The organism is Pelagerythrobacter sp. Soil_C_18, assembly GCF_057657235.1.
Window position 1 is genome coordinate 814,266 of the sequence record NZ_JBDGIU010000001.1, and the last position, 16,004, is coordinate 830,269.

22 protein-coding genes are annotated in these 16,004 nt (G+C 68.4%); 6 read left to right on the forward strand and 16 right to left on the reverse strand.

What is annotated here, in order from left to right; translation table 11 throughout:
* Position 1: 1 nt before the first annotated feature.
* Positions 2-376, reverse strand: a complete 375-nt coding sequence (gene fliE / locus AC3A5N_RS03785) for a flagellar hook-basal body complex protein FliE (protein WP_487735968.1) — start codon at positions 374-376, stop codon at positions 2-4.
* Complete coding sequence (locus AC3A5N_RS03790; protein WP_487735969.1) at positions 373-1,635, reverse strand: sigma-54 interaction domain-containing protein; 1,263 nt, start codon at positions 1,633-1,635, stop codon at positions 373-375. Before AC3A5N_RS03790 ends, fliE begins: the two co-directional genes overlap by 4 nt.
* A 374-nt stretch (positions 1,636-2,009) precedes the next feature.
* Here AC3A5N_RS03790 and AC3A5N_RS03795 point away from each other — a divergent pair, with 374 nt between their 5' ends.
* Entirely contained in the window at positions 2,010-2,822 is an 813-nt protein-coding gene (locus AC3A5N_RS03795; RefSeq protein WP_487735970.1) for a flagellin N-terminal helical domain-containing protein, read from the forward strand.
* 81 nt (positions 2,823-2,903) lie between these two features.
* Here the strand turns inward: AC3A5N_RS03795 and AC3A5N_RS03800 are convergent, their stop codons facing one another.
* The 14 genes from AC3A5N_RS03800 to AC3A5N_RS03865 form a co-directional block, all read right to left on the reverse strand.
* Positions 2,904-3,530, reverse strand: a complete 627-nt coding sequence (locus AC3A5N_RS03800; RefSeq protein ID WP_487735971.1) for a class I SAM-dependent methyltransferase — start codon at positions 3,528-3,530, stop codon at positions 2,904-2,906.
* Positions 3,531-3,911: 381 nt separating this feature from the next.
* Positions 3,912-4,742 (reverse strand): flagellar motor protein MotB, encoded by an 831-nt coding sequence (locus AC3A5N_RS03805; protein ID WP_487735972.1) that lies wholly within the window; start codon positions 4,740-4,742, stop codon positions 3,912-3,914.
* A 1-nt stretch (position 4,743) separates the two neighbouring features.
* A complete protein-coding gene (gene motA / locus AC3A5N_RS03810; protein ID WP_487735973.1) occupies positions 4,744-5,607 on the reverse strand; it encodes a flagellar motor stator protein MotA in 864 nt (287 codons plus the stop codon).
* 25 nt (positions 5,608-5,632) lie between these two features.
* Complete coding sequence (locus AC3A5N_RS03815) at positions 5,633-6,541, reverse strand: flagellin N-terminal helical domain-containing protein (protein ID WP_487735974.1); 909 nt, start codon at positions 6,539-6,541, stop codon at positions 5,633-5,635.
* Positions 6,542-6,548: 7 nt separating this feature from the next.
* Positions 6,549-7,877 carry a flagellar hook-associated protein FlgK gene (gene flgK, locus AC3A5N_RS03820; protein WP_487735975.1) on the reverse strand — a complete coding sequence of 443 codons (1,329 nt, stop codon included), beginning with the start codon at positions 7,875-7,877 and terminating at the stop codon, positions 6,549-6,551.
* A gap of 3 nt (positions 7,878-7,880) precedes the next feature.
* Complete coding sequence (locus AC3A5N_RS03825; protein ID WP_487735976.1) at positions 7,881-8,192, reverse strand: rod-binding protein; 312 nt, start codon at positions 8,190-8,192, stop codon at positions 7,881-7,883.
* Positions 8,189-9,286, reverse strand: coding sequence for a flagellar basal body P-ring protein FlgI (locus tag AC3A5N_RS03830; protein WP_487735977.1), 1,098 nt, complete (start codon positions 9,284-9,286; stop codon positions 8,189-8,191). Before AC3A5N_RS03830 ends, AC3A5N_RS03825 begins: the two co-directional genes overlap by 4 nt.
* A 12-nt stretch (positions 9,287-9,298) precedes the next feature.
* Complete coding sequence (locus AC3A5N_RS03835; RefSeq protein WP_487735978.1) at positions 9,299-9,961, reverse strand: flagellar basal body L-ring protein FlgH; 663 nt, start codon at positions 9,959-9,961, stop codon at positions 9,299-9,301.
* Positions 9,962-9,969: 8 nt separating this feature from the next.
* Positions 9,970-10,758: a flagellar basal-body rod protein FlgG gene (gene flgG, locus AC3A5N_RS03840; protein WP_487735979.1), complete on the reverse strand. Its 789-nt coding sequence runs from the start codon at positions 10,756-10,758 to the stop codon at positions 9,970-9,972.
* A gap of 40 nt (positions 10,759-10,798) precedes the next feature.
* Positions 10,799-11,539 carry a flagellar basal body rod protein FlgF gene (locus AC3A5N_RS03845; protein WP_487735980.1) on the reverse strand — a complete coding sequence of 247 codons (741 nt, stop codon included), beginning with the start codon at positions 11,537-11,539 and terminating at the stop codon, positions 10,799-10,801.
* Between the two features lie 4 nt (positions 11,540-11,543).
* A complete protein-coding gene (locus tag AC3A5N_RS03850; protein WP_487735981.1) occupies positions 11,544-12,356 on the reverse strand; it encodes a flagellar hook-basal body complex protein in 813 nt (270 codons plus the stop codon).
* A gap of 19 nt (positions 12,357-12,375) precedes the next feature.
* The gene (locus AC3A5N_RS03855; protein ID WP_487735982.1) at positions 12,376-12,660 is read right to left on the reverse strand and encodes a flagellar hook capping FlgD N-terminal domain-containing protein; all 285 of its coding nucleotides are present in this window, start codon (positions 12,658-12,660) and stop codon (positions 12,376-12,378) included.
* Positions 12,657-13,049, reverse strand: a complete 393-nt coding sequence (gene flgC / locus AC3A5N_RS03860; protein WP_487735983.1) for a flagellar basal body rod protein FlgC — start codon at positions 13,047-13,049, stop codon at positions 12,657-12,659. Before flgC ends, AC3A5N_RS03855 begins: the two co-directional genes overlap by 4 nt.
* A gap of 14 nt (positions 13,050-13,063) precedes the next feature.
* Positions 13,064-13,411 carry a flagellar basal body rod protein FlgB gene (locus AC3A5N_RS03865; protein ID WP_487735984.1) on the reverse strand — a complete coding sequence of 116 codons (348 nt, stop codon included), beginning with the start codon at positions 13,409-13,411 and terminating at the stop codon, positions 13,064-13,066.
* 189 nt (positions 13,412-13,600) lie between these two features.
* On the opposite strand from AC3A5N_RS03865, the gene AC3A5N_RS03870 reads away from it, so the two are divergent.
* From AC3A5N_RS03870 to AC3A5N_RS03890, 5 genes are all read left to right on the forward strand, one after another.
* Positions 13,601-14,245, forward strand: coding sequence for a MotA/TolQ/ExbB proton channel family protein (locus AC3A5N_RS03870; protein WP_487736312.1), 645 nt, complete (start codon positions 13,601-13,603; stop codon positions 14,243-14,245).
* On the forward strand, positions 14,242-14,703 hold the full coding sequence (locus AC3A5N_RS03875; protein WP_487735985.1) for a hypothetical protein: 462 nt from the start codon (positions 14,242-14,244) through the stop codon (positions 14,701-14,703). Before AC3A5N_RS03870 ends, AC3A5N_RS03875 begins: the two co-directional genes overlap by 4 nt.
* A gap of 17 nt (positions 14,704-14,720) precedes the next feature.
* Positions 14,721-15,221 (forward strand): flagella basal body P-ring formation protein FlgA, encoded by a 501-nt coding sequence (locus tag AC3A5N_RS03880; RefSeq protein ID WP_487735986.1) that lies wholly within the window; start codon positions 14,721-14,723, stop codon positions 15,219-15,221.
* A gap of 102 nt (positions 15,222-15,323) precedes the next feature.
* Complete coding sequence (locus AC3A5N_RS03885; RefSeq protein WP_487735987.1) at positions 15,324-15,614, forward strand: flagellar biosynthesis anti-sigma factor FlgM; 291 nt, start codon at positions 15,324-15,326, stop codon at positions 15,612-15,614.
* Positions 15,611-15,979: a flagellar protein FlgN gene (locus AC3A5N_RS03890; protein ID WP_487735988.1), complete on the forward strand. Its 369-nt coding sequence runs from the start codon at positions 15,611-15,613 to the stop codon at positions 15,977-15,979. The genes AC3A5N_RS03885 and AC3A5N_RS03890 overlap by 4 nt, the downstream gene beginning before the upstream one ends.
* Positions 15,980-16,004 lie beyond the last annotated feature (25 nt).

The following is a 16,004-nucleotide window of genomic DNA, read 5'->3' on the forward strand; positions in this document are numbered from 1 at the left end:
ATCAAACCCCCATCCGCATGATGTCCTGATAGGCGGACAACAGCTTGTTCCGGACTTGCAGCGTGGCTTCGAAAGCGATCCCGGCTTCCTGGCGCGCGAGCATGACTTTGGCGATGTCGGTCACTTCGCCGCGCTCGTAGCCTGCGGCGAGCTCGGAGGACTTGCTCTGTGCCGCGTTGACACCGTCGAGTGCCGTTCTGAGCGTGTCGGCAAAGCCCCCGCCCGCCGGCTCGCTCGGAGCCGCCGCGCCCGTGTCTGCGGCGCCTTTCGCCTGCTGGAGTTCCTGCAGAACGCTCGATCGTTCCAGGATCTGCTGGCGCAATGCCATGATCTGCTGGACCGATCCCGCGCCCCCGATGCCGCCCACGCCGCTCATCGACGGCCTCCGACGGCCAGACCGGCTTCGCGGAAGGATGCCAGGCGATAACGCAGCGTACGTTCGCTGATGCCGAGCTGGCGCGCGGCCTCGGCTCGCTTGCCGCCGCATGCGTCGAGCGTTTCCATGATCGCGCGCGCTTCGGAAAGCTGCACCACCTTGGAGAGCTTGGCCCCCGCGCCCGCTGCGTCGAGATCCGCCTGCGGGGCCGGTTCGGCCGTCCGCTCGACCAGCCGAGCGGGTCGGTCGAACACGATATGCTGCGTGCCGATTGCCGTCTCGCCGCCGGCGAGCACCAGCGCGCGGCGCATGACGTTCTCCAGCTCGCGGATATTGCCGGGCCAGCCGTGCTGCTTGAGCATGGCAACGGCCCCGTCGGTAAGCCAGGGAACCTGCTGCCCCTGCGGCGCGTGGCGCAGCAGCATGGCGAAGGCCAGCGGCACGATGTCGTTTGGCCGCTCGCGCAGCGCCGACAGCGTCATGGGAAATACGTTGAGGCGGTAGAACAAGTCGGCACGGAAGCGGCCTTCCTCGACCTCCAGCGGCAGGTCGCGGTTGGCGCAGGCGATGATCCGCACGTCGACCTTGACCGGCGTGGTCGCGCCCACCGGCACGACTTCGCTTTCCTGCAAGGCACGCAGCAGCTTGGCCTGGAGCGAGAGCGGCATCTCGGCGATCTCGTCGAGCAGCAGCGTGCCGCCTTCCGCCGCGCGGAAGAAGCCCTCGCCTGCCGCACTGGCGCCGGTGAACGCGCCCTTCTGGTGACCGAATAGCAGCGCTTCCAGCATCGTCTCGGGAATAGCCGCGCAGTTGACCGCCACAAAGGGCTTGCCCTGCCGCTGGCTGCGGTTGTGGATGAATTGCGAGAGCACTTCCTTGCCGGTGCCGGTCGGCCCGTTGATGAGCACCGGAATGTCGGTCCCCGCCAGCCGGTCCGCCAGCGCCAGTACGGAAAGCGATTCCGGATCGGCCGCGACCGGCCCCCCACCGGCCGCGGCCAGCGCGACGAGCGCGCCGAAAGTCGATTCCGACACCGGATCGGCATAAGTCAGCCGTGCACCGGTTCCCATCCGCTGGATCGCGGGCACGTCCGCCCGCGCCAGTGCAATCACGCCGGGCAACTCGCGCAGCCCGCTTTCGGCGGCGTCGGCGAGGTGTACGACCTGCCGGGGAAAGAGCGAGGATGCGATCCCCGCGAACTTGCCCGCCAGCGAAACGTGAGCCTTTTCGAACCCTTGGGTCCGTTCGATCGATCCCACTTTTCAGCCCCCTGCTGATTAACCATCCGTCCGCGGCCCTATTGGCGCCGGTAAGGGGAAATTTCGCTTAATGGTTAACAGCGGAACATCCTTAAGTAGAAATACTTAGATCGAGGAAGCGGGGCGTGCGCGGAGTCGTCATCCGGCCCCTCCGTCGTTCCAGCGAAAGCCGGGATCGCGTGCGGCAAAGGCCGACCTGGCGGGGAGCGATGCCATCGTGGACTGGGATGATGGAAGCTCTCCAGACCCGTGCGGAGCCACGAAAATCCGCCCTCCCCCTAAAACTTCCGGGCGGATTGCCGGTCTGGGTTCAAGCTGCCGCCCAAGACGGGGTCTCGGGGCAGCCCTTGAAGAGCATTGTGGGAGTTTGAACAATGTCCGTTATCAATACGAATATCAGCGCGCTCAAGGCTGCCAACGCCTCGGCCGCTGCCAACAAGGCGCTCGGTTCGGCGATGGAACGCCTGTCGACCGGCAACCGTATCAACAGTGCGAAGGATGACGCCGCCGGCCTCGCCATCGCGACGTCGATGACCTCGCAGATCCGTGGCATGAGCCAGGGCATCCGTAATGCGAACGACGGCATCTCGATGGCGCAGACCGCGGAAGGCGGCCTGAACGAAGTCACCAACATGCTGCAGCGCATCCGCGAGCTGGCCGTGCAGTCGTCCTCGGGCACCTATCAGGCCTCCGACCGCGCCAACCTGCAGGCGGAAGTCACCGAGCTCAAGTCGCAGATCGACGCCGTCGTCGCGAACAGCGAGTTCAACGGGGTCAAGCTGTTCGACGCCAGCACCGCGACCGTCACGATCCAGGCTGGTGCCGAAGCCACCGACACGATCGACCTGGCGATGGCCGACCTTTCGGGTCTCACGGCCGCCGCCTTCGACGTCGGCACCGACGCCGCTTCCGCGACCACGGCGATCGCCACGGCCGACGCGCAGCTCGAAGCGATCTCGACCGCCCGCGCCACGCTGGGTGCCGGCCAGAGCCGCCTGGAATCGGCGGTCAACACGCTGACCAACAACGTGACCAACCTGTCCGACGCGCGCTCGCGCATTCAGGACACCGACTACTCGGCCGAAACGACTGCGCTGGCGAAGGCGCAGATCCTCAGCCAGGCTTCGACCGCGATGCTGTCGCAGGCGAACCAGAGCCAGCAGAACGTTCTTTCGCTGCTGCGTTAATCGTCAGAACATCTCTGGCTTTTGGAGGGCCCGGCGCTGTCACCAGCGCCGGCCCCTTTCTTTGTTGTGCGGGGTCCGCCTTTATGCCCGGCTTGCGCGAACGCTCAGCCAGCGATCGCCGGGCCTTCCGATGCAGCGACGTACCTCCCCGACGATCCACCCGGCATACGTCAGCGCGGACCGCAGGGCAGGCTCGCGCCAGTACGTTTCAGCGTAGCGCCGAGGCGTCGCAACGCTGCCGTGTGTGGACACGTCCTCGCCATCGCCCAGTCTGACCGAGGCGTGCAATGGCCCCTCGGCCCGCGTCGCCTCGGCAAGCCGTCCGAGCACTGCGCCGAAATCCTCGCGCGCGATGTGGATCAGGCTGGCGCAGGCCCAGACCCCGTCGTACCGCGTGCCAGGGCGGTGAGGGTCGGCGAGATCGTTGGTCAGCGGGTCCAACAGGTCGGCTTCGAAGCCGCTGTCGCGAAGCAGTTCGACGAACCCCTTCGAAACGTCGGTGCGCCGGACGCTGATCCCTCGCTTCTCCAGTTCAAGGGCATCTCGTCCGCCGCCGCTTCCGATCTCCAGCACTCTGCCGGAACCGCCCAGATCGGCTACAAACGCGTCGATCTCCGTCGCGACCCATCGGGGCATCGCCGCAGCCTCGGCAGCGTACTGGGCCGCGGCAGCGTCATAGGACCGTACGGTGTCGCGATCGGTGCTCATTTTCCAGCGCTCCCAAGACAACGATTGCGACCAGCGAAAGAACATCGGTTCGCTGCATCCTCGTGTTCGACGGTTGGTCAGATGAACGATCTTGCTAGTGCCATAGGACATTCGGTCGGATGACAGAAGCGCCGCCGGTGCGGCCGGCGTGGAGGATCAGCCAAAGGGCGCTGGCGGACTTTACCCGCTGGCGTACCGCATCGGCCGCGCAATCCGAGTCACCCGGTCACGCATCCGGGGTCGCCGCCGGAGAATTTTGTGTGGGTGCGCTGGGTGCATCCCGCCTCTTACGTCGTCCCAACGAAAGCTGGGATGACGTAAGAGGGCGAACAGCAGAGGTGCGGAGGAACTCGCCTTGCCTCGTCTCCGGATCCGCAACCCCTACTCCATCAGCAGGATCGACATCCGCCGGTTGCGCGGGTCCTGCGGGTTGTCGGCGACCAGCGGTTCGCGGTCGGCGACACCTTCGATGCGGCGGAAGCGGGTTTCGCCGATACCGCCGCGCATCAGCGCCTGGCGGGTGGCTTCGGCACGGCCGGCGGAGAGCGACCAGTTGTTGGCCGCCGCGCCGCTCTTCCATGGCAGGGCATCGGTGTGCCCGCGGATCGTCAGGTCGCCCGGTTCGGGGCGCACCGCTTCGGCGATCACCTTCATCAGCTTCGCTGCATCGGCCGTGAGAACGGTCGTGCCAAGCACGAACATCGAGAAATCGGCATCGTCGACCAGATCGATCCGCACGCCCTCGATCGTCTCCACCATGCGCACCTGGCGCATCAGGCGGCGCAGGCGCTGGTCGTCGGCGACGTCCTCCTGCACGCGCTCGCGCATGCGCTTGACCCGATCGATGCTTTCCTTCGGCCCGCCCGAGACATCGCGCGGGATGGTGATCGGCCGGCTGCCGGTCTGCGCCGCACGGTGCGGATAGTTGTCCGGATCGACCAGCGAAGCGCCGCCGAGCAGCCCATTGGAGCCGGCGCTCTTCTCCCGCAGCTTGACCAGCGTCGGGGTGAAATAGTCGGCGATCCCCTTGCGCTGCGCCTCGGTCGTCGACCCAAGCAGCCACAGCAGCAGGAAGAACGCCATCATCGCAGTTACGAAGTCGGCGTAGGCGACTTTCCACGCGCCGCCGTGATGGACCGCCTCCTGGACCACGGTGACTTTCTTGACGATGATCGGCGGCGGCGGATCGTTGCGCCCTGCGCGGCTCGCCATCCTACCGTCCCCGCAGGCTGTCGAGCAGCTCCGAGAGGCCAGGCCGGAACGCATGGCCGAGGCCCGAGCGGGCGCTTTCGACCACCAGCGGCTGCGGATAGCCGTTGAGCGAGGCGATGATCACCTGCTTGACCGCGTGGAAGATCTGCTCATCCTGATCGATGATCTGCTTGAGCCGCGAGGCCAGCGGGCCGACCACGCCGTACGCAAGCAGCACGCCGAGGAAGGTCCCGACCAGCGCCGAGCCGATCATCCCGCCGAGCACCGCCGGCGGCTGGTCGATTGAGCCCATGGTCTTCACCACCCCGAGCACGGCGGCGACGATGCCGAGCGCCGGCAGTGCGTCGGCGAGCGACTGCAGCGCGTGCTGCGGCTCGCGCATGTCGTGGAAATGCGTCTTCATCGCGTTATCCATCACATCCTCCACCGCGTGCGTCTCCAGCGTCCCGGAGGAGACGACGATCAGCGTCAGCGTGTCGCAGATCAGCGCAGTCAGCGGCTGGTTGGCGAGCAGGTTCGGGTACTCGGCGAAGAGTTCGGATTCCTGCGGGGTCTCGACATGGCTTTCGAGCGCGACCGGCCCTTCGGTGCGCAGCAGCTTCATCAGCTTGGTGGTCAGCGCGATCGCGTCGATATGGTCCTGCCGCGAATGGCGCGGGCCCTTGAATATCTTCACGAACGAGCGGCCGATCGCCTTCAGCTCGTGCATCGAGTTGCCGGCAATCATCGCCCCAACCGCCGCGCCGCCGATGATCATCATCTCGTGCGGCACGGCCTCCATCACGGGGCCGAGCGCGCCGCCGGTGAGGGCGAATCCGCCGAACACCATGACGAGCAGGACGACGATACCGATTGCAGCGTTCATGTCGTGGAAACCCTTGTTCTTCTTATCAGCGCATCATGTCGAACAGCGACAGGCCGGCGAGCCGCACGAAGCTCGCCTGGCTCGCCTCGAGCACGGTCGTCACTTCCTGCAGCCGAGTCATGGTGACCGCGAGGTCGGCCCCGCCGATCGCCTTCTGCTCGTCGGCGACCAGTTCGGAATTGGCCACCCGGCGCTCGTCCATCACCTCGATCCAGCCGAGCCGTGCGCCGACCACCGTCTGCGCGGTGGTGATCTTGTCGAGCCCGGCGGCCAGCCCGTCGAGCGCCACCCCGGTCGGCCCGGTCGGGTCGCCGCCGCTCTTGAGCGCGGTCGCGAGGTCGCCCAGTACCGCGAACAGGTCCGTCGGCACGCCGCCAGCCTCGAACGCGAATACTTCCGGGCCCGTCAGCGAGGGAACGACCGACTGCCCGTCACCGAGGTCTACCGCATCTTTCGCCGCAGTGCCGACATAGGCGGCCGTCCCGCCGCTATCCTGATAGGCGCTCCCCGCAGCCTGCCCGCCGAACAGTGCGTGCCCGGCGCTGTTGCGGCCGTTCGCGATCTGCAGCACGGCCTGGCGCAGGCTCTCGACTTCGCCGCCGATCGCCGCGCGCTGCTCGGCGCTCAATGTCTCGGTCGCGGCCTGGGTCACGAGCTCCTTGGCGCGGATCACCAGCGTGGCGAGCGAGCCGAGCGCGTCGTCGGTCATCTTGAGGTCGGTCGAGGCGAGGTCGGAACTGCGCTGGTCGATCTGGGCCAGCCGCTCGCCGCGCGCCAGCGTGCGCAGCCGCGCGGCGGCGACCGGATCGTCGGACGAGCGCGACAGGCGTTCGCCGGTGCCCATCTGCTCCTGCAGCTTCTCGGCCTCGGCGCGCAGCGTGCCCACCTGGCGGGTCGCGCGCTCGTAGAAAGCGGACGTGCTGAGATTGATCATCGCGGCCTCACCTCAGTTGCAACAGGGACTGGAAGATATCGCTCGCGACTTGCATTGCCCGGCCCGAGGCCTGGAAGGCTTGCTGGAAGCGCATCAGGTTGGCGGCTTCGGTGTCGAGATCGACCCCGGCCTGCTGCTCGAGCGAGATCCGCGCCGACGATGCGATCGCGTCGAGCGCATCGCGTGTCACCGTCTTGCCCGCGACGGCGCTCGACACGTCGAACAGCAGCGCATTGGCCGAGCCGGCGACGCCGCCGCCTTCCAGCGCTTGCCGCAGCGCGGCAAGATTCGACCCGTCGTTGCTGCCCGCGGGCGCACCGGCCGGCGCGGTGGCGATCCCGCCGCTGTCGGTCATGACGACTTTGATCCCGCCAGCGCCGGTGCCGGCGAAGATCGGCTGGCCGGCCGTGCCGTCCAGCCCGACGCCGCTCGCCTGCGCGGCATTGACCGCGCTCGCGATCCCGTCGGCCAGCGCATCGAGCCGGCCGCGCACCTGCGCTGCCGATTCGAGCGCCAGCGCGGCCCCCGCCAGCGCACCGCCCGTGGGCTGCACGGCCGTACCGCCAACCGCGAACCCGATCGTGCCATCGGCCGCCGTCGCCATGGAAATCGGGGTGAAGTCCCCGCCGTTCACCAGCGTCGCGCCACCGGTGGTCACGGTAACCGCGCCGTCGGGCGCGAAGCTGGTGGTGATGTCGGCGATGCCGCTCATCTGCTCGAGCAGCGAATCGCGCTGGTCGAGCAGGGTCGCGCGGTCGCTGCTGCCCTCGCCCGCGCGCGACAGGCGCAGGTTCACGCGCGCGATCTCCTGACCGAGCACGTTCGCCTCTTCGGTCGCGGCGCTGGCGTTGAAGCGCAGCCCCTCGCCCGCGGCGCCGAGCGAATCGACCGCGATGTTGAACTTGTTCGCCAGCGTGTCGGCGCCGGCAAGGACGGCGGAGCGCAGCGAGGAATTGGTCGGGTCGGAGGCGAGCTGCTGCAGCGCCGCCTCGAACTCGACGATCGAATCGTAGAGGCCCGACTGCTCGATCGCGGACTCGATGTTCTCCAGCCCGCCGAGTTCGGCGTCGGCACGCGCGAGATCGCTCCCCGTGCGGCGCACTTCAGCCTGGCGGAACAGGTCGGCGTTGCGATGGATGCCCGAAACGCGCGCGCCCGACAGCGAGATGTCGCCGATGCGGAGCTGCCCGCCCGAGGCGGACACTTCCTCCATCCGCACGCTGCGCCGGACGTAACCGTCGCTCGAGGCATTGGCGATGTTCTGCGCCGTCACGTCGAGCGCTGCCCGCGCCGCGCGCGCACCGCTGGCGGCGATCGAGAGGAGATCGGATGCCATGCGTCAGTTCCCCCCCGGCTCGACGAAGCGCGCAAGCTGCGCCTCGATCGTGGTCGCGAGGCCGAGCGCGCCGGTGCTCGCGGCGAGCTCCGCGAAACGTGCGTCGCGCATCTCGTGGAACGTCTCGTCGCTGTTGCCGCCGAACAGCTCGTCACCGCCGAAATCGGTGTTGCGGGCGGCGGCGAGCATCTGGCGCACGAAGATCGCCTCGAACTGCCGTGCGGCCTCGGCCAGCCGTTCGCGCTCGCTACCGCCGGGGGCGGTCGCGGAGACGATCGGCGGGTTGGTGCCGGCGAGCGTGATCGGGCCCGTCATATCACCACCATCTCGGCCTTGAGCGAGCCGGCCTGCTTGAGCGCCTCGAGGATCGCGACGAGGTCGGACGGCGAGAGGCCAAGCATGTTGAGCCCGTCGACCAGCTCGGCCAGCGAGGCCCCCGGTTCGAGCAGGGAGACGCGGTTGCCCTCTTCGTAGACCTCGATGTCGCTGTCCTGCTCGAACGCGGTCTCGCCGTCGCTGAACGGGGCGGGTTGGACCACGGTCGGGTTCTCGTCGATCCGCACGACCAGGCTGCCGTGGCTGATCGCCGCAGGCGCGAGCCGCACCGCGCTGGAGATGACGACGGTGCCGGTGCGGCTGTTGACGATCACTTTCGCCGAGGCTTCCGCCGGGTCGATGTCGAGCATGCCGATCTCGGCCATGATCCCGGCGCGCGCATTGGCGCCGTAGGGCAGCCGCAGCGCCAGAGTCACCCCGTCCTCCACCATCGCCATGCCCGGGTAGCGCGCGTTGATCGCGTCGCGCACCCGCGTGGCCGTGAGAAAGTCCGCCTGGTTGAGATTCCAGCGCAGGATGTCGGCATTCTCGAAGCCGGTGGCGACCGCGCGTTCGACGCTCGCGCCGTCCGGGATCCGGCCGACCGTCGGCACGTTGACCGTCAGCTTCGATCCGTCGCGCCCCGACACGCCGAGCCCGCCGACGGCGAGGTTGCCCTGCGCCATGGCGTAGATCTGCCCGTCGGCGCCGTGGAGCGCGGTCAGGATCAGCGATCCGCCGCGCAGCGACTTGGCCTTGCCGATGGTCGACACCGTCACGTCGATCCGCTGGCCCGGCTTGGAGAAGGCGGGCAGCTCCGCCGTCACGATCACCGCGGCGGCGTTCTTGAGCGCGGGATTGGCGCCGGGCGGCAGTTGCAGCCCGAACCGGTCGGACACACCGCGCATGGCGTGGGTGACATAAGCGAAGTTGTCGTCGCCCGTGCCGTCGAGCCCGACGACGATGCCATAGCCGGTCAGCTGGTTGGAGCGGACCGACTGGAACGTGCCGAGATCGCGCACGCGCTCCGCCTGCGCGGGCGCTGCGAGGCAGGTGAACAGGGCCGCAAGGCCGAGGATGATGGTCCTGAACATGGCAACCCTCCCCTAGAACGGCGTCACGATGTTGAAGAATTTCGACAGCCAGCCTTCGCGGCTGGCGCGCTGGACGGCGCCCTCGCCGGCGTAGGTGATCCGCGCATCGGCGATCCGCGGGGATGCGATGCGGTTGTAAGGATCGATGTCCGACAAGCGGATGATGCCCGAAAGCTGCACCCATTCCTCGCCTTGGCTGAGCTGCATGACCTTCTCGCCGCGGACGAGCGCGGTCCCGTTGGGGCGCACTTCGGCGATGGTCACGGTGATATCCCCCCTGAAGCTGCTCGTCTGGGAAGCATCCCCCTGCCCATTGAACGACGAGGAGCCGCCGGAATTAAGGACACCCGGATCGAACGAGAACGGACCGGCGCTCGGCGGAGAGAGCGAGATGCCCCCGTCGCGCTGGGTGTTCGAGCTGGCCGACTTCGAGGTCTGGGTGCGTTCCGTCAGGATCACCGTCACGAGGTCGCCCACACGGCTCGCGCGCTGGCCGTTGTAGAGCGGCGCGAAGCCGCTGGTCGGCTGGAAGATCGCGCCATTCGCCGGCGCCGCGGCCATCGGCGGCGGTGGCGGCAGCGCAGCGTGGAAGCCGGCAGTGCGCTCGGCCCCGCAGGCCGCCAGAGCAAAGGCCGATCCGGCGACGAGTGCGGTGCGGAAGAGGGTGCGGTTCATTGGGGTGCTCACAATGTCTGGTTGGCGTTGCGGAGCATCTCGTCGACGGCGGAGACCATCTTCGAGCTGATCTCGTAGGCGCGCTGGCATTCGATCATGTCGACCAGCTCCTCGACGATGTTGACGTTCGAAGCTTCGAGCATGCCCTGACGGATATTGCCGCGCCCCATCTCCCCGCCGGCCGCGAGCTGGACGGCGCCGCTGGCGGCGGTTTCGACCAGGAAGTTATCGCCGATCGCCCGCAGCCCGCCCGGGTTGGCGAAGGCCGCGACCTGGAGCTGGCCGAGCTCGGCCGGCTCGGCGTCGCCGGGGACGACGGCGGTGACGATCCCGTCGGGCGAAACCGCGATCGAGGTCGCGCCTTCGGGAATGGTGATCGCCGGCTGGACGATATAGCCCTGCTGGGTGACGAGCTGCCCTTCGGCCGAACGAGTGAAATTGCCCGCACGGGTATAGCCGAGCTCGCCGCCCGGTAGCTCGACCTGGAAGTAGCCGTCGCCATCGAGCGCGAGGTCGAGCGCGTTGTTGGTGGTGTTGAGCGCGCCCTGGGACACGATCTGGCTGGTCGACTGGACGGTAACGCCGGTGCCGAGGTTGAGCCCGGTGGCATAGGCCGTCTCGCCCGAGGAACGCTGCCCCGCGACCCGCGCGTCCTGATAGGCGAGCGTGGCGAAATTGGCGCGGTCCTTCTTGAACCCGGTGGTGCCGACGTTCGCGAGGTTGTTGGCGATCACGCGCATGCGCGAGTCCTGCGCCTCGAGCCCCGTACGGGCGACCTGGAGAGCGGAAGTAGGCATTGTGCTGTCCCTTTCGTCAGCGAATTCGTCAGCGTGTTCGTCAGCTCAGGCGCATGAGCTGCGCGCCGCCTTCGTCGCACTCGCGTGCGGTGGCGATCAGCTTGCTGCGCATGTCGAAGAGGCGCTGCGCCTGGATCATGTCGACCAGCACCTCGGTAGGCTTCACGTTGGACTGCTCGAGCGCGCCGGTGATCACGGTCGCCTGCGCATCGGCGGGCAGGATGCCACCGCCCTCCACTCGGAATAGGCCGTCGAGCCCCTTGGCGATCGGGCTGCCCTGCCATCCGGCGAGCTTGATCTGCCCGATCTCGATCGGCGGCTGATCGGGCGCGGCCGGATCGGCGACGCTGACCACCCCGTCGGGCGCGATCGTCGGATTGGTGCCGAGCGGCACGGTGATCGGCCCGGCTTCGCCGAGCACCGGCAGCCCTTCGCCGTTCACGATCACGCCGGTCGGCGAGATCGAGAGATCGCCCCGCCGGGTATAGGCCTCCGTCCCGTCCGCCGCCTGGACCGCCAGCAGCGCCTCGCCCTCGATATAGATGTCGAGGCCGTTGCCGGTCCGCGTCATCTCGCCCGCTTCCATCACCGCCCCGCGAACCTCGGCACGCTGCATGGCGCGCACGTCCAGGACCTGGCCGTCGACGGTGACGGGGCGTTGGTCGAGCAGTTCCGCGCGAAAGCCTACCGTGTTGGCGTTCGCCATGTTGCTGGCGATCACCCGCTGGCGGTCCATCGAAGCGTTCATGCCCGACAGGGCGGTATAGATCAGGCGGTCCATCGGATCAGGTCCTCAGGTTGATGACCGTTTGCGAGATCTGGGTCGCGGTATCGATCGCCTTGGCATTCGCCTGGAAGTTGCGCTGCGCGGTGATCAGGCCGACGAGTTCCTCGGCAATGTCCACGTTGGAGCGCTCGACCGCGCCCGAGAGCAGCGAGCCGTACTGGCCGGTGCCCGGCGAGCCGTACTTGGCCTCACCCGAAAGGCCGGTCGATTCCCAGTTGGACGAGCCAATCTGCTTGAGCCCGGTCGGGGTGATGAACGAGGCGAGCGCGATGCTGCCGACCGCCTCGACCGAACCATCGGCGTAGGAGGCCGAGACGACCCCGTCCTCGCCGATCACCACGCCCACGAACTCGGCGCCCGCGGCATTGGTCGCGGCGACTTGTGCGTCGGCCGGATTATTCGAGGTGATGACCCCGTCGGCGTCGGTCGGGAAGATCTGCAGGCGGTTGACGCCGCCGTCGGTGATGAAGCCGTTCTCGTCGGTCCCGAACGCACCGTTGCGGGTATAGACCGTTTTGCCGCTTTCCGCCGATTTCATGGCGAAGAAGCCGTCGCCGGTGATCGCCACGTCGAGCGCGCCGCCGGTCTGCTCGATCGGGCCGAGCGCGAAGTTCTGCGTGATCGCCTCCAGCGTCGCACCGATGCCTTTGACCATCCGCGGATTGGTCTGGGCCGATCCGGCGACGATATCGGCGAACTGGGTGCTGCCCTTCTTGAAACCGTTGGTTTCGACGTTGGCGATGTTGTGGGCGATGACGCCCAGGTCCGTCTGGGCGTTCTTCATCCCATTCAGCGAAGTGTAGAAAGACATGGGTTCGTACTCCTGTGCGTCATTCGGTAGGGTTGGCGGCCGCCTGTGCGGCCGCGAGAGCATCGAGCTTCTCGGAGATCTGCTGCAGCGTGGCGTTCATCTCGGTGATCCCGGAGAGCGACGAGAATTGCGCCATCTGCGCCAGCATCTCCTTGTTATCGACCGGGTCGAACGGGTCCTGCTGCTGGACCTGCACGGTCAGCAGGCGGAGGAAATCGGCCTGGCCGAGCGTCGCGTAGTCGCGCCCGGTCGTGGCGGTGCCCGCCGTGGTTTGCGCGGCGCCGGAAGTCGCTGTTACGGTCATTTCATCCTCATCGTGTCGAGCATCAGTTGCTTGGCGGTGGAGAGCGCCTCGACCATGTTCTGGTACTGGCGCGAGGCTTCGAGCATCTCGACCATCTCGGCGTTCTCATCGACCGGGCTGGCCCAGACGTCGCCGTTCGCGTCGGCCAGCGGATGGCCCGGCTCGTGCCGGCGGACCGGTGCGACGTCGGCGCGATAGACGCCGTCGACGCGCACCGTGCTCATGCCGGTCGCAGTGTCGAGGTGCTCCGCGAAGACCGGGCGCAGCGGGCGATAGGCCTGCTCCTCGCTGGCGGCGACGCTGCCCGCGTTGGCGAGGTTGGAAGCCGCCGCGTTCATCCGCACGAGCTGTGCAGACATGGCGCGCTGGCCGAGGTCGAAGAGAGTCATCGGGCCCGGCATCGTCACTCGCCCTTGATCGCGCGCGTGAGGGTCTCGACCCGTCCGCGCAGGAACCCGAGGGTCGCGGTATAGGCGACGGCGTTCTCGGCGAAGGCGGTCTGCTCGGTCGCCATCTCGACCGTGTTACCGTCGAGGCTGGGCATCGTCGGGACGCGGTAACGGGTCGCTGAACCGACCGCCTGCTCGCCTTCCGCGCCGCCCAGACGGGCTTCGAGCGCGGCGGCGAAATCGACGTCGCGCGCTTTGTACCCGGGCGTCGCCGCATTGGCGATGTTCGATCCGAGCATGCCCATGCGCTGCGCCCTGATCTCCAGCGCCGCGCCGTGAATGCCGAATAGGCCGTTGCTCATGACAGTCCTCCAGACGTGTTCGGGCCTGGTGGAGCAAAGAGCGTGCCAACTCCCCGCGATCAGGACGTTTGCCGGAAAACGCAGGCGGGTGGCGGCAAGCGTTTGCCGGAAGCGGCAAATGTCCGCCGCGGGCTAAATCCCGCGCCGGCAAGGGCGTTCTTTCGTGGCAAGGAGATCCACGTGGACATCATGCAATTGCTCGATCCGCTTTCTGCAGCGATCGTATTGGGCGGAACGCTCGCAGCGACCCTGCTGCGCTGCGGCTGGCGCGACGCGCGCGCGGCGCTGCGCGCGCTGGCCCGGCTCGCTGGCCGCCCGTTCGACAGCGCGCGGGTCCGCGCCGAACTCGCCGCCCAGGTGCAGGAGATCGGGGAGGACGGCATCTTCCGGGCCGAGGCGCACTATTTCGGCGATGGCGAGTTCGACACGCTGAGCGAAGCGCTGATCCGCCACCGCTCGGTCGAGGCGCTGCACGAGGGGCATGCCCACTACCGCGCCGGGCGCCAGACGGCCGCCGACACGGCCGCGCGGGTGCTGGGCGAGGCGGCTGAACTGGCGCCCGTGCTCGGCCTCGCGGGAACGCTGGTCGCCCTCGGGGGCTTCGCGGCGGAGGCCGACGCCGACTATGCCCGCTCGATCGGCACCGCTGTCATCACCACGCTCTACGGCCTCGTACTGGCGAATTTCGCCTTCGCCCCGCTGGCGGCGGCAGTGGGGCGGCGCGCGCACGCCGAGGAACGCGAGCGGCAGGAGCTGGTCGACTGGCTCGCCGCCGCGGTCGAGCGCTCAATCCCGCTGCGGACCGACGAGGCGGCGGACAAGGTGGCCGCATGATCCTCTCGAACGCCCGCGCCGGTTGGCAGACGACGCTCGCCGATCTCGCGCTGATCCTGTTCATGGTTACGGCCGCCGCGATGGCGGAGAGGCCGGAGCCGGACGATCCGGCCGAGGCCGGCAGCCCCGTTCCGGCACATGGTGAACCCATCGCAATCTACCGCGCGGCGCCGGGCGCGCCGCCGCTGCGGGACTGGCTCGCCCAACAGCCGCACGACGCGCGGCAGAACCTCACCATCATCGCCCACTATGTCGCCGGCGGCAACGCCGAGGCCGCCGCTGCGGCGGTCGCTTTCGCCCGCGAGGCGGGGGGGGACGGATACAGCGCCCGGATCGTGGTCGAGCCGGGACAAGCAAGCGAGCTGATCGCGGTGCTCGACTTCGACGGCCGCACATCTGGCACAGGGATTGCAGAGACACCGGCACGCCCGGCGCCCCGCGCGCCGCAGGAGAAGTGACATCGGAAGGTGACATCATGCGATTGATCCCAGCAACAATCCTCGTCGCCGCGCTCGGCATCGCCGCGCCGGCGCTGGCCGCCGGCTTCCACGACCTCGCCAGCATCGACCGCGAGGTCGCCCGCTTTACCGGCGCCCCGCAAGGCACCGATGGCGGCGCGCGCCTGCCGGTCGACCGGCGGCTCAAGCTGACCCAGTGTCCGATGCCGCTCGCGTTCGAATGGTACGGCAGCGCCAACAGCACGGTGCTCGTGCGTTGCCCGGTGGCGGGCGGCTGGCGGCTGTTCGTGCCGGTCACGGCCGGGCAGGCTGCGGCCAAGGCCGAACCGGTGATTGCCCGAGGCGAGGCGGTCTCGATCGCCGTGCAGGGCAGCGGTTTCACCGTGTCCCGTCAGGGCGAGGCGCTCGAGGGCGGCGCGGTCGGAGAATGGATCCGCGTCCGCCCCGCGGGCGACAAGCGCAATACGATCCGCGCGCGGGTGATCCAGCCCGGCCGGGTCGGCGTCGAACTGCCCTAGAAACGTCAGAGCGGACCGCCCGAACGGCAAATTCTCGCCGGGCGCCTTAAACTCCCCCATCCCCCGCCGTCCTAGGTTCCGGTACACGAACGGAGCGAACCGATGGACCGGATCGACATGCACGGGCCGAACGGCATCCTGCGCAGCCTGCGGGCGAAGGGCACTGCGCCCGTTTCGCACGGCGAGCGCGCGCGGCCGGCCGGCACGGACGCCGATCAGGCCGCCGGGGTCGCCCTAACCGGCGTCGGCCTTGCCGGCACCGAAGCGCCCGTCGACCGCGAGCGCGTGACCGAACTTCGCCAGGCGATCGAGCAGGGCCGCTACCGGCTCGATCCGCGCAAGACCGCCGACGCGATGATCGCCGCGGGCTTCATGCTGAGGAACGAGCGATGACCACCGACAGCCCCCTTCGCCCCACTCTGCACGATGCACTCCGGCAAATGCTTGCCCTTCTCGAAAGCGAGCGGCAGGCGCTTGCCGCCCTCGACCTCGATTCCATCCTCACCTGCTCCGACGGCAAGCTGGAGCTGTGCGAAACGATCGAGCGCGAGACCCACGGTACGCCAAATGGTGCCCCGCTGGACGAGGAATGCCGCGGTCTGCTCGACGCCGTCGCGCGACTGAACGAGATTAACCGCAAGATCCGCAACCTGATCGCCGCCAACGTCGATGCCCGCCTGGGCTCGCTCACCGGCCGCATCAGCCTCTACGGTGCGGGCCGCCCCTCGGTGGCGCGGGAGATGCCTTACTACGCCTGACGCCGCTATTGGCACACCTCTTGCT

Coding starts and splice junctions, on each gene's coding strand:
- flgK (WP_487735975.1), bottom strand. CDS start 7,877: ATGGCATCCGATCTCCTCTCGATCGCCGCCAGCGGTGCGCGCGCGGCG.
- AC3A5N_RS03815 (WP_487735974.1), bottom strand. CDS start 6,541: ATGATCAATCTCAGCACGTCCGCTTTCTACGAGCGCGCGACCCGCCAG.
- AC3A5N_RS03890 (WP_487735988.1), top strand. CDS start 15,611: ATGACCACCGACAGCCCCCTTCGCCCCACTCTGCACGATGCACTCCGG.
- AC3A5N_RS03795 (WP_487735970.1), top strand. CDS start 2,010: ATGTCCGTTATCAATACGAATATCAGCGCGCTCAAGGCTGCCAACGCC.
- AC3A5N_RS03845 (WP_487735980.1), bottom strand. CDS start 11,539: ATGGACCGCCTGATCTATACCGCCCTGTCGGGCATGAACGCTTCGATG.
- fliE (WP_487735968.1), bottom strand. CDS start 376: ATGAGCGGCGTGGGCGGCATCGGGGGCGCGGGATCGGTCCAGCAGATC.
- AC3A5N_RS03825 (WP_487735976.1), bottom strand. CDS start 8,192: ATGACGGGCCCGATCACGCTCGCCGGCACCAACCCGCCGATCGTCTCC.
- AC3A5N_RS03850 (WP_487735981.1), bottom strand. CDS start 12,356: ATGTCTTTCTACACTTCGCTGAATGGGATGAAGAACGCCCAGACGGAC.
- AC3A5N_RS03800 (WP_487735971.1), bottom strand. CDS start 3,530: ATGAGCACCGATCGCGACACCGTACGGTCCTATGACGCTGCCGCGGCC.
- AC3A5N_RS03805 (WP_487735972.1), bottom strand. CDS start 4,742: ATGGCGAGCCGCGCAGGGCGCAACGATCCGCCGCCGCCGATCATCGTC.
- AC3A5N_RS03870 (WP_487736312.1), top strand. CDS start 13,601: ATGCAATTGCTCGATCCGCTTTCTGCAGCGATCGTATTGGGCGGAACG.
- AC3A5N_RS03875 (WP_487735985.1), top strand. CDS start 14,242: ATGATCCTCTCGAACGCCCGCGCCGGTTGGCAGACGACGCTCGCCGAT.
- AC3A5N_RS03885 (WP_487735987.1), top strand. CDS start 15,324: ATGGACCGGATCGACATGCACGGGCCGAACGGCATCCTGCGCAGCCTG.
- flgC (WP_487735983.1), bottom strand. CDS start 13,049: ATGACTCTCTTCGACCTCGGCCAGCGCGCCATGTCTGCACAGCTCGTG.
- AC3A5N_RS03830 (WP_487735977.1), bottom strand. CDS start 9,286: ATGTTCAGGACCATCATCCTCGGCCTTGCGGCCCTGTTCACCTGCCTC.
- AC3A5N_RS03835 (WP_487735978.1), bottom strand. CDS start 9,961: ATGAACCGCACCCTCTTCCGCACCGCACTCGTCGCCGGATCGGCCTTT.
- flgG (WP_487735979.1), bottom strand. CDS start 10,758: ATGCCTACTTCCGCTCTCCAGGTCGCCCGTACGGGGCTCGAGGCGCAG.
- AC3A5N_RS03865 (WP_487735984.1), bottom strand. CDS start 13,411: ATGAGCAACGGCCTATTCGGCATTCACGGCGCGGCGCTGGAGATCAGG.
- motA (WP_487735973.1), bottom strand. CDS start 5,607: ATGAACGCTGCAATCGGTATCGTCGTCCTGCTCGTCATGGTGTTCGGC.
- AC3A5N_RS03855 (WP_487735982.1), bottom strand. CDS start 12,660: ATGACCGTAACAGCGACTTCCGGCGCCGCGCAAACCACGGCGGGCACC.
- AC3A5N_RS03880 (WP_487735986.1), top strand. CDS start 14,721: ATGCGATTGATCCCAGCAACAATCCTCGTCGCCGCGCTCGGCATCGCC.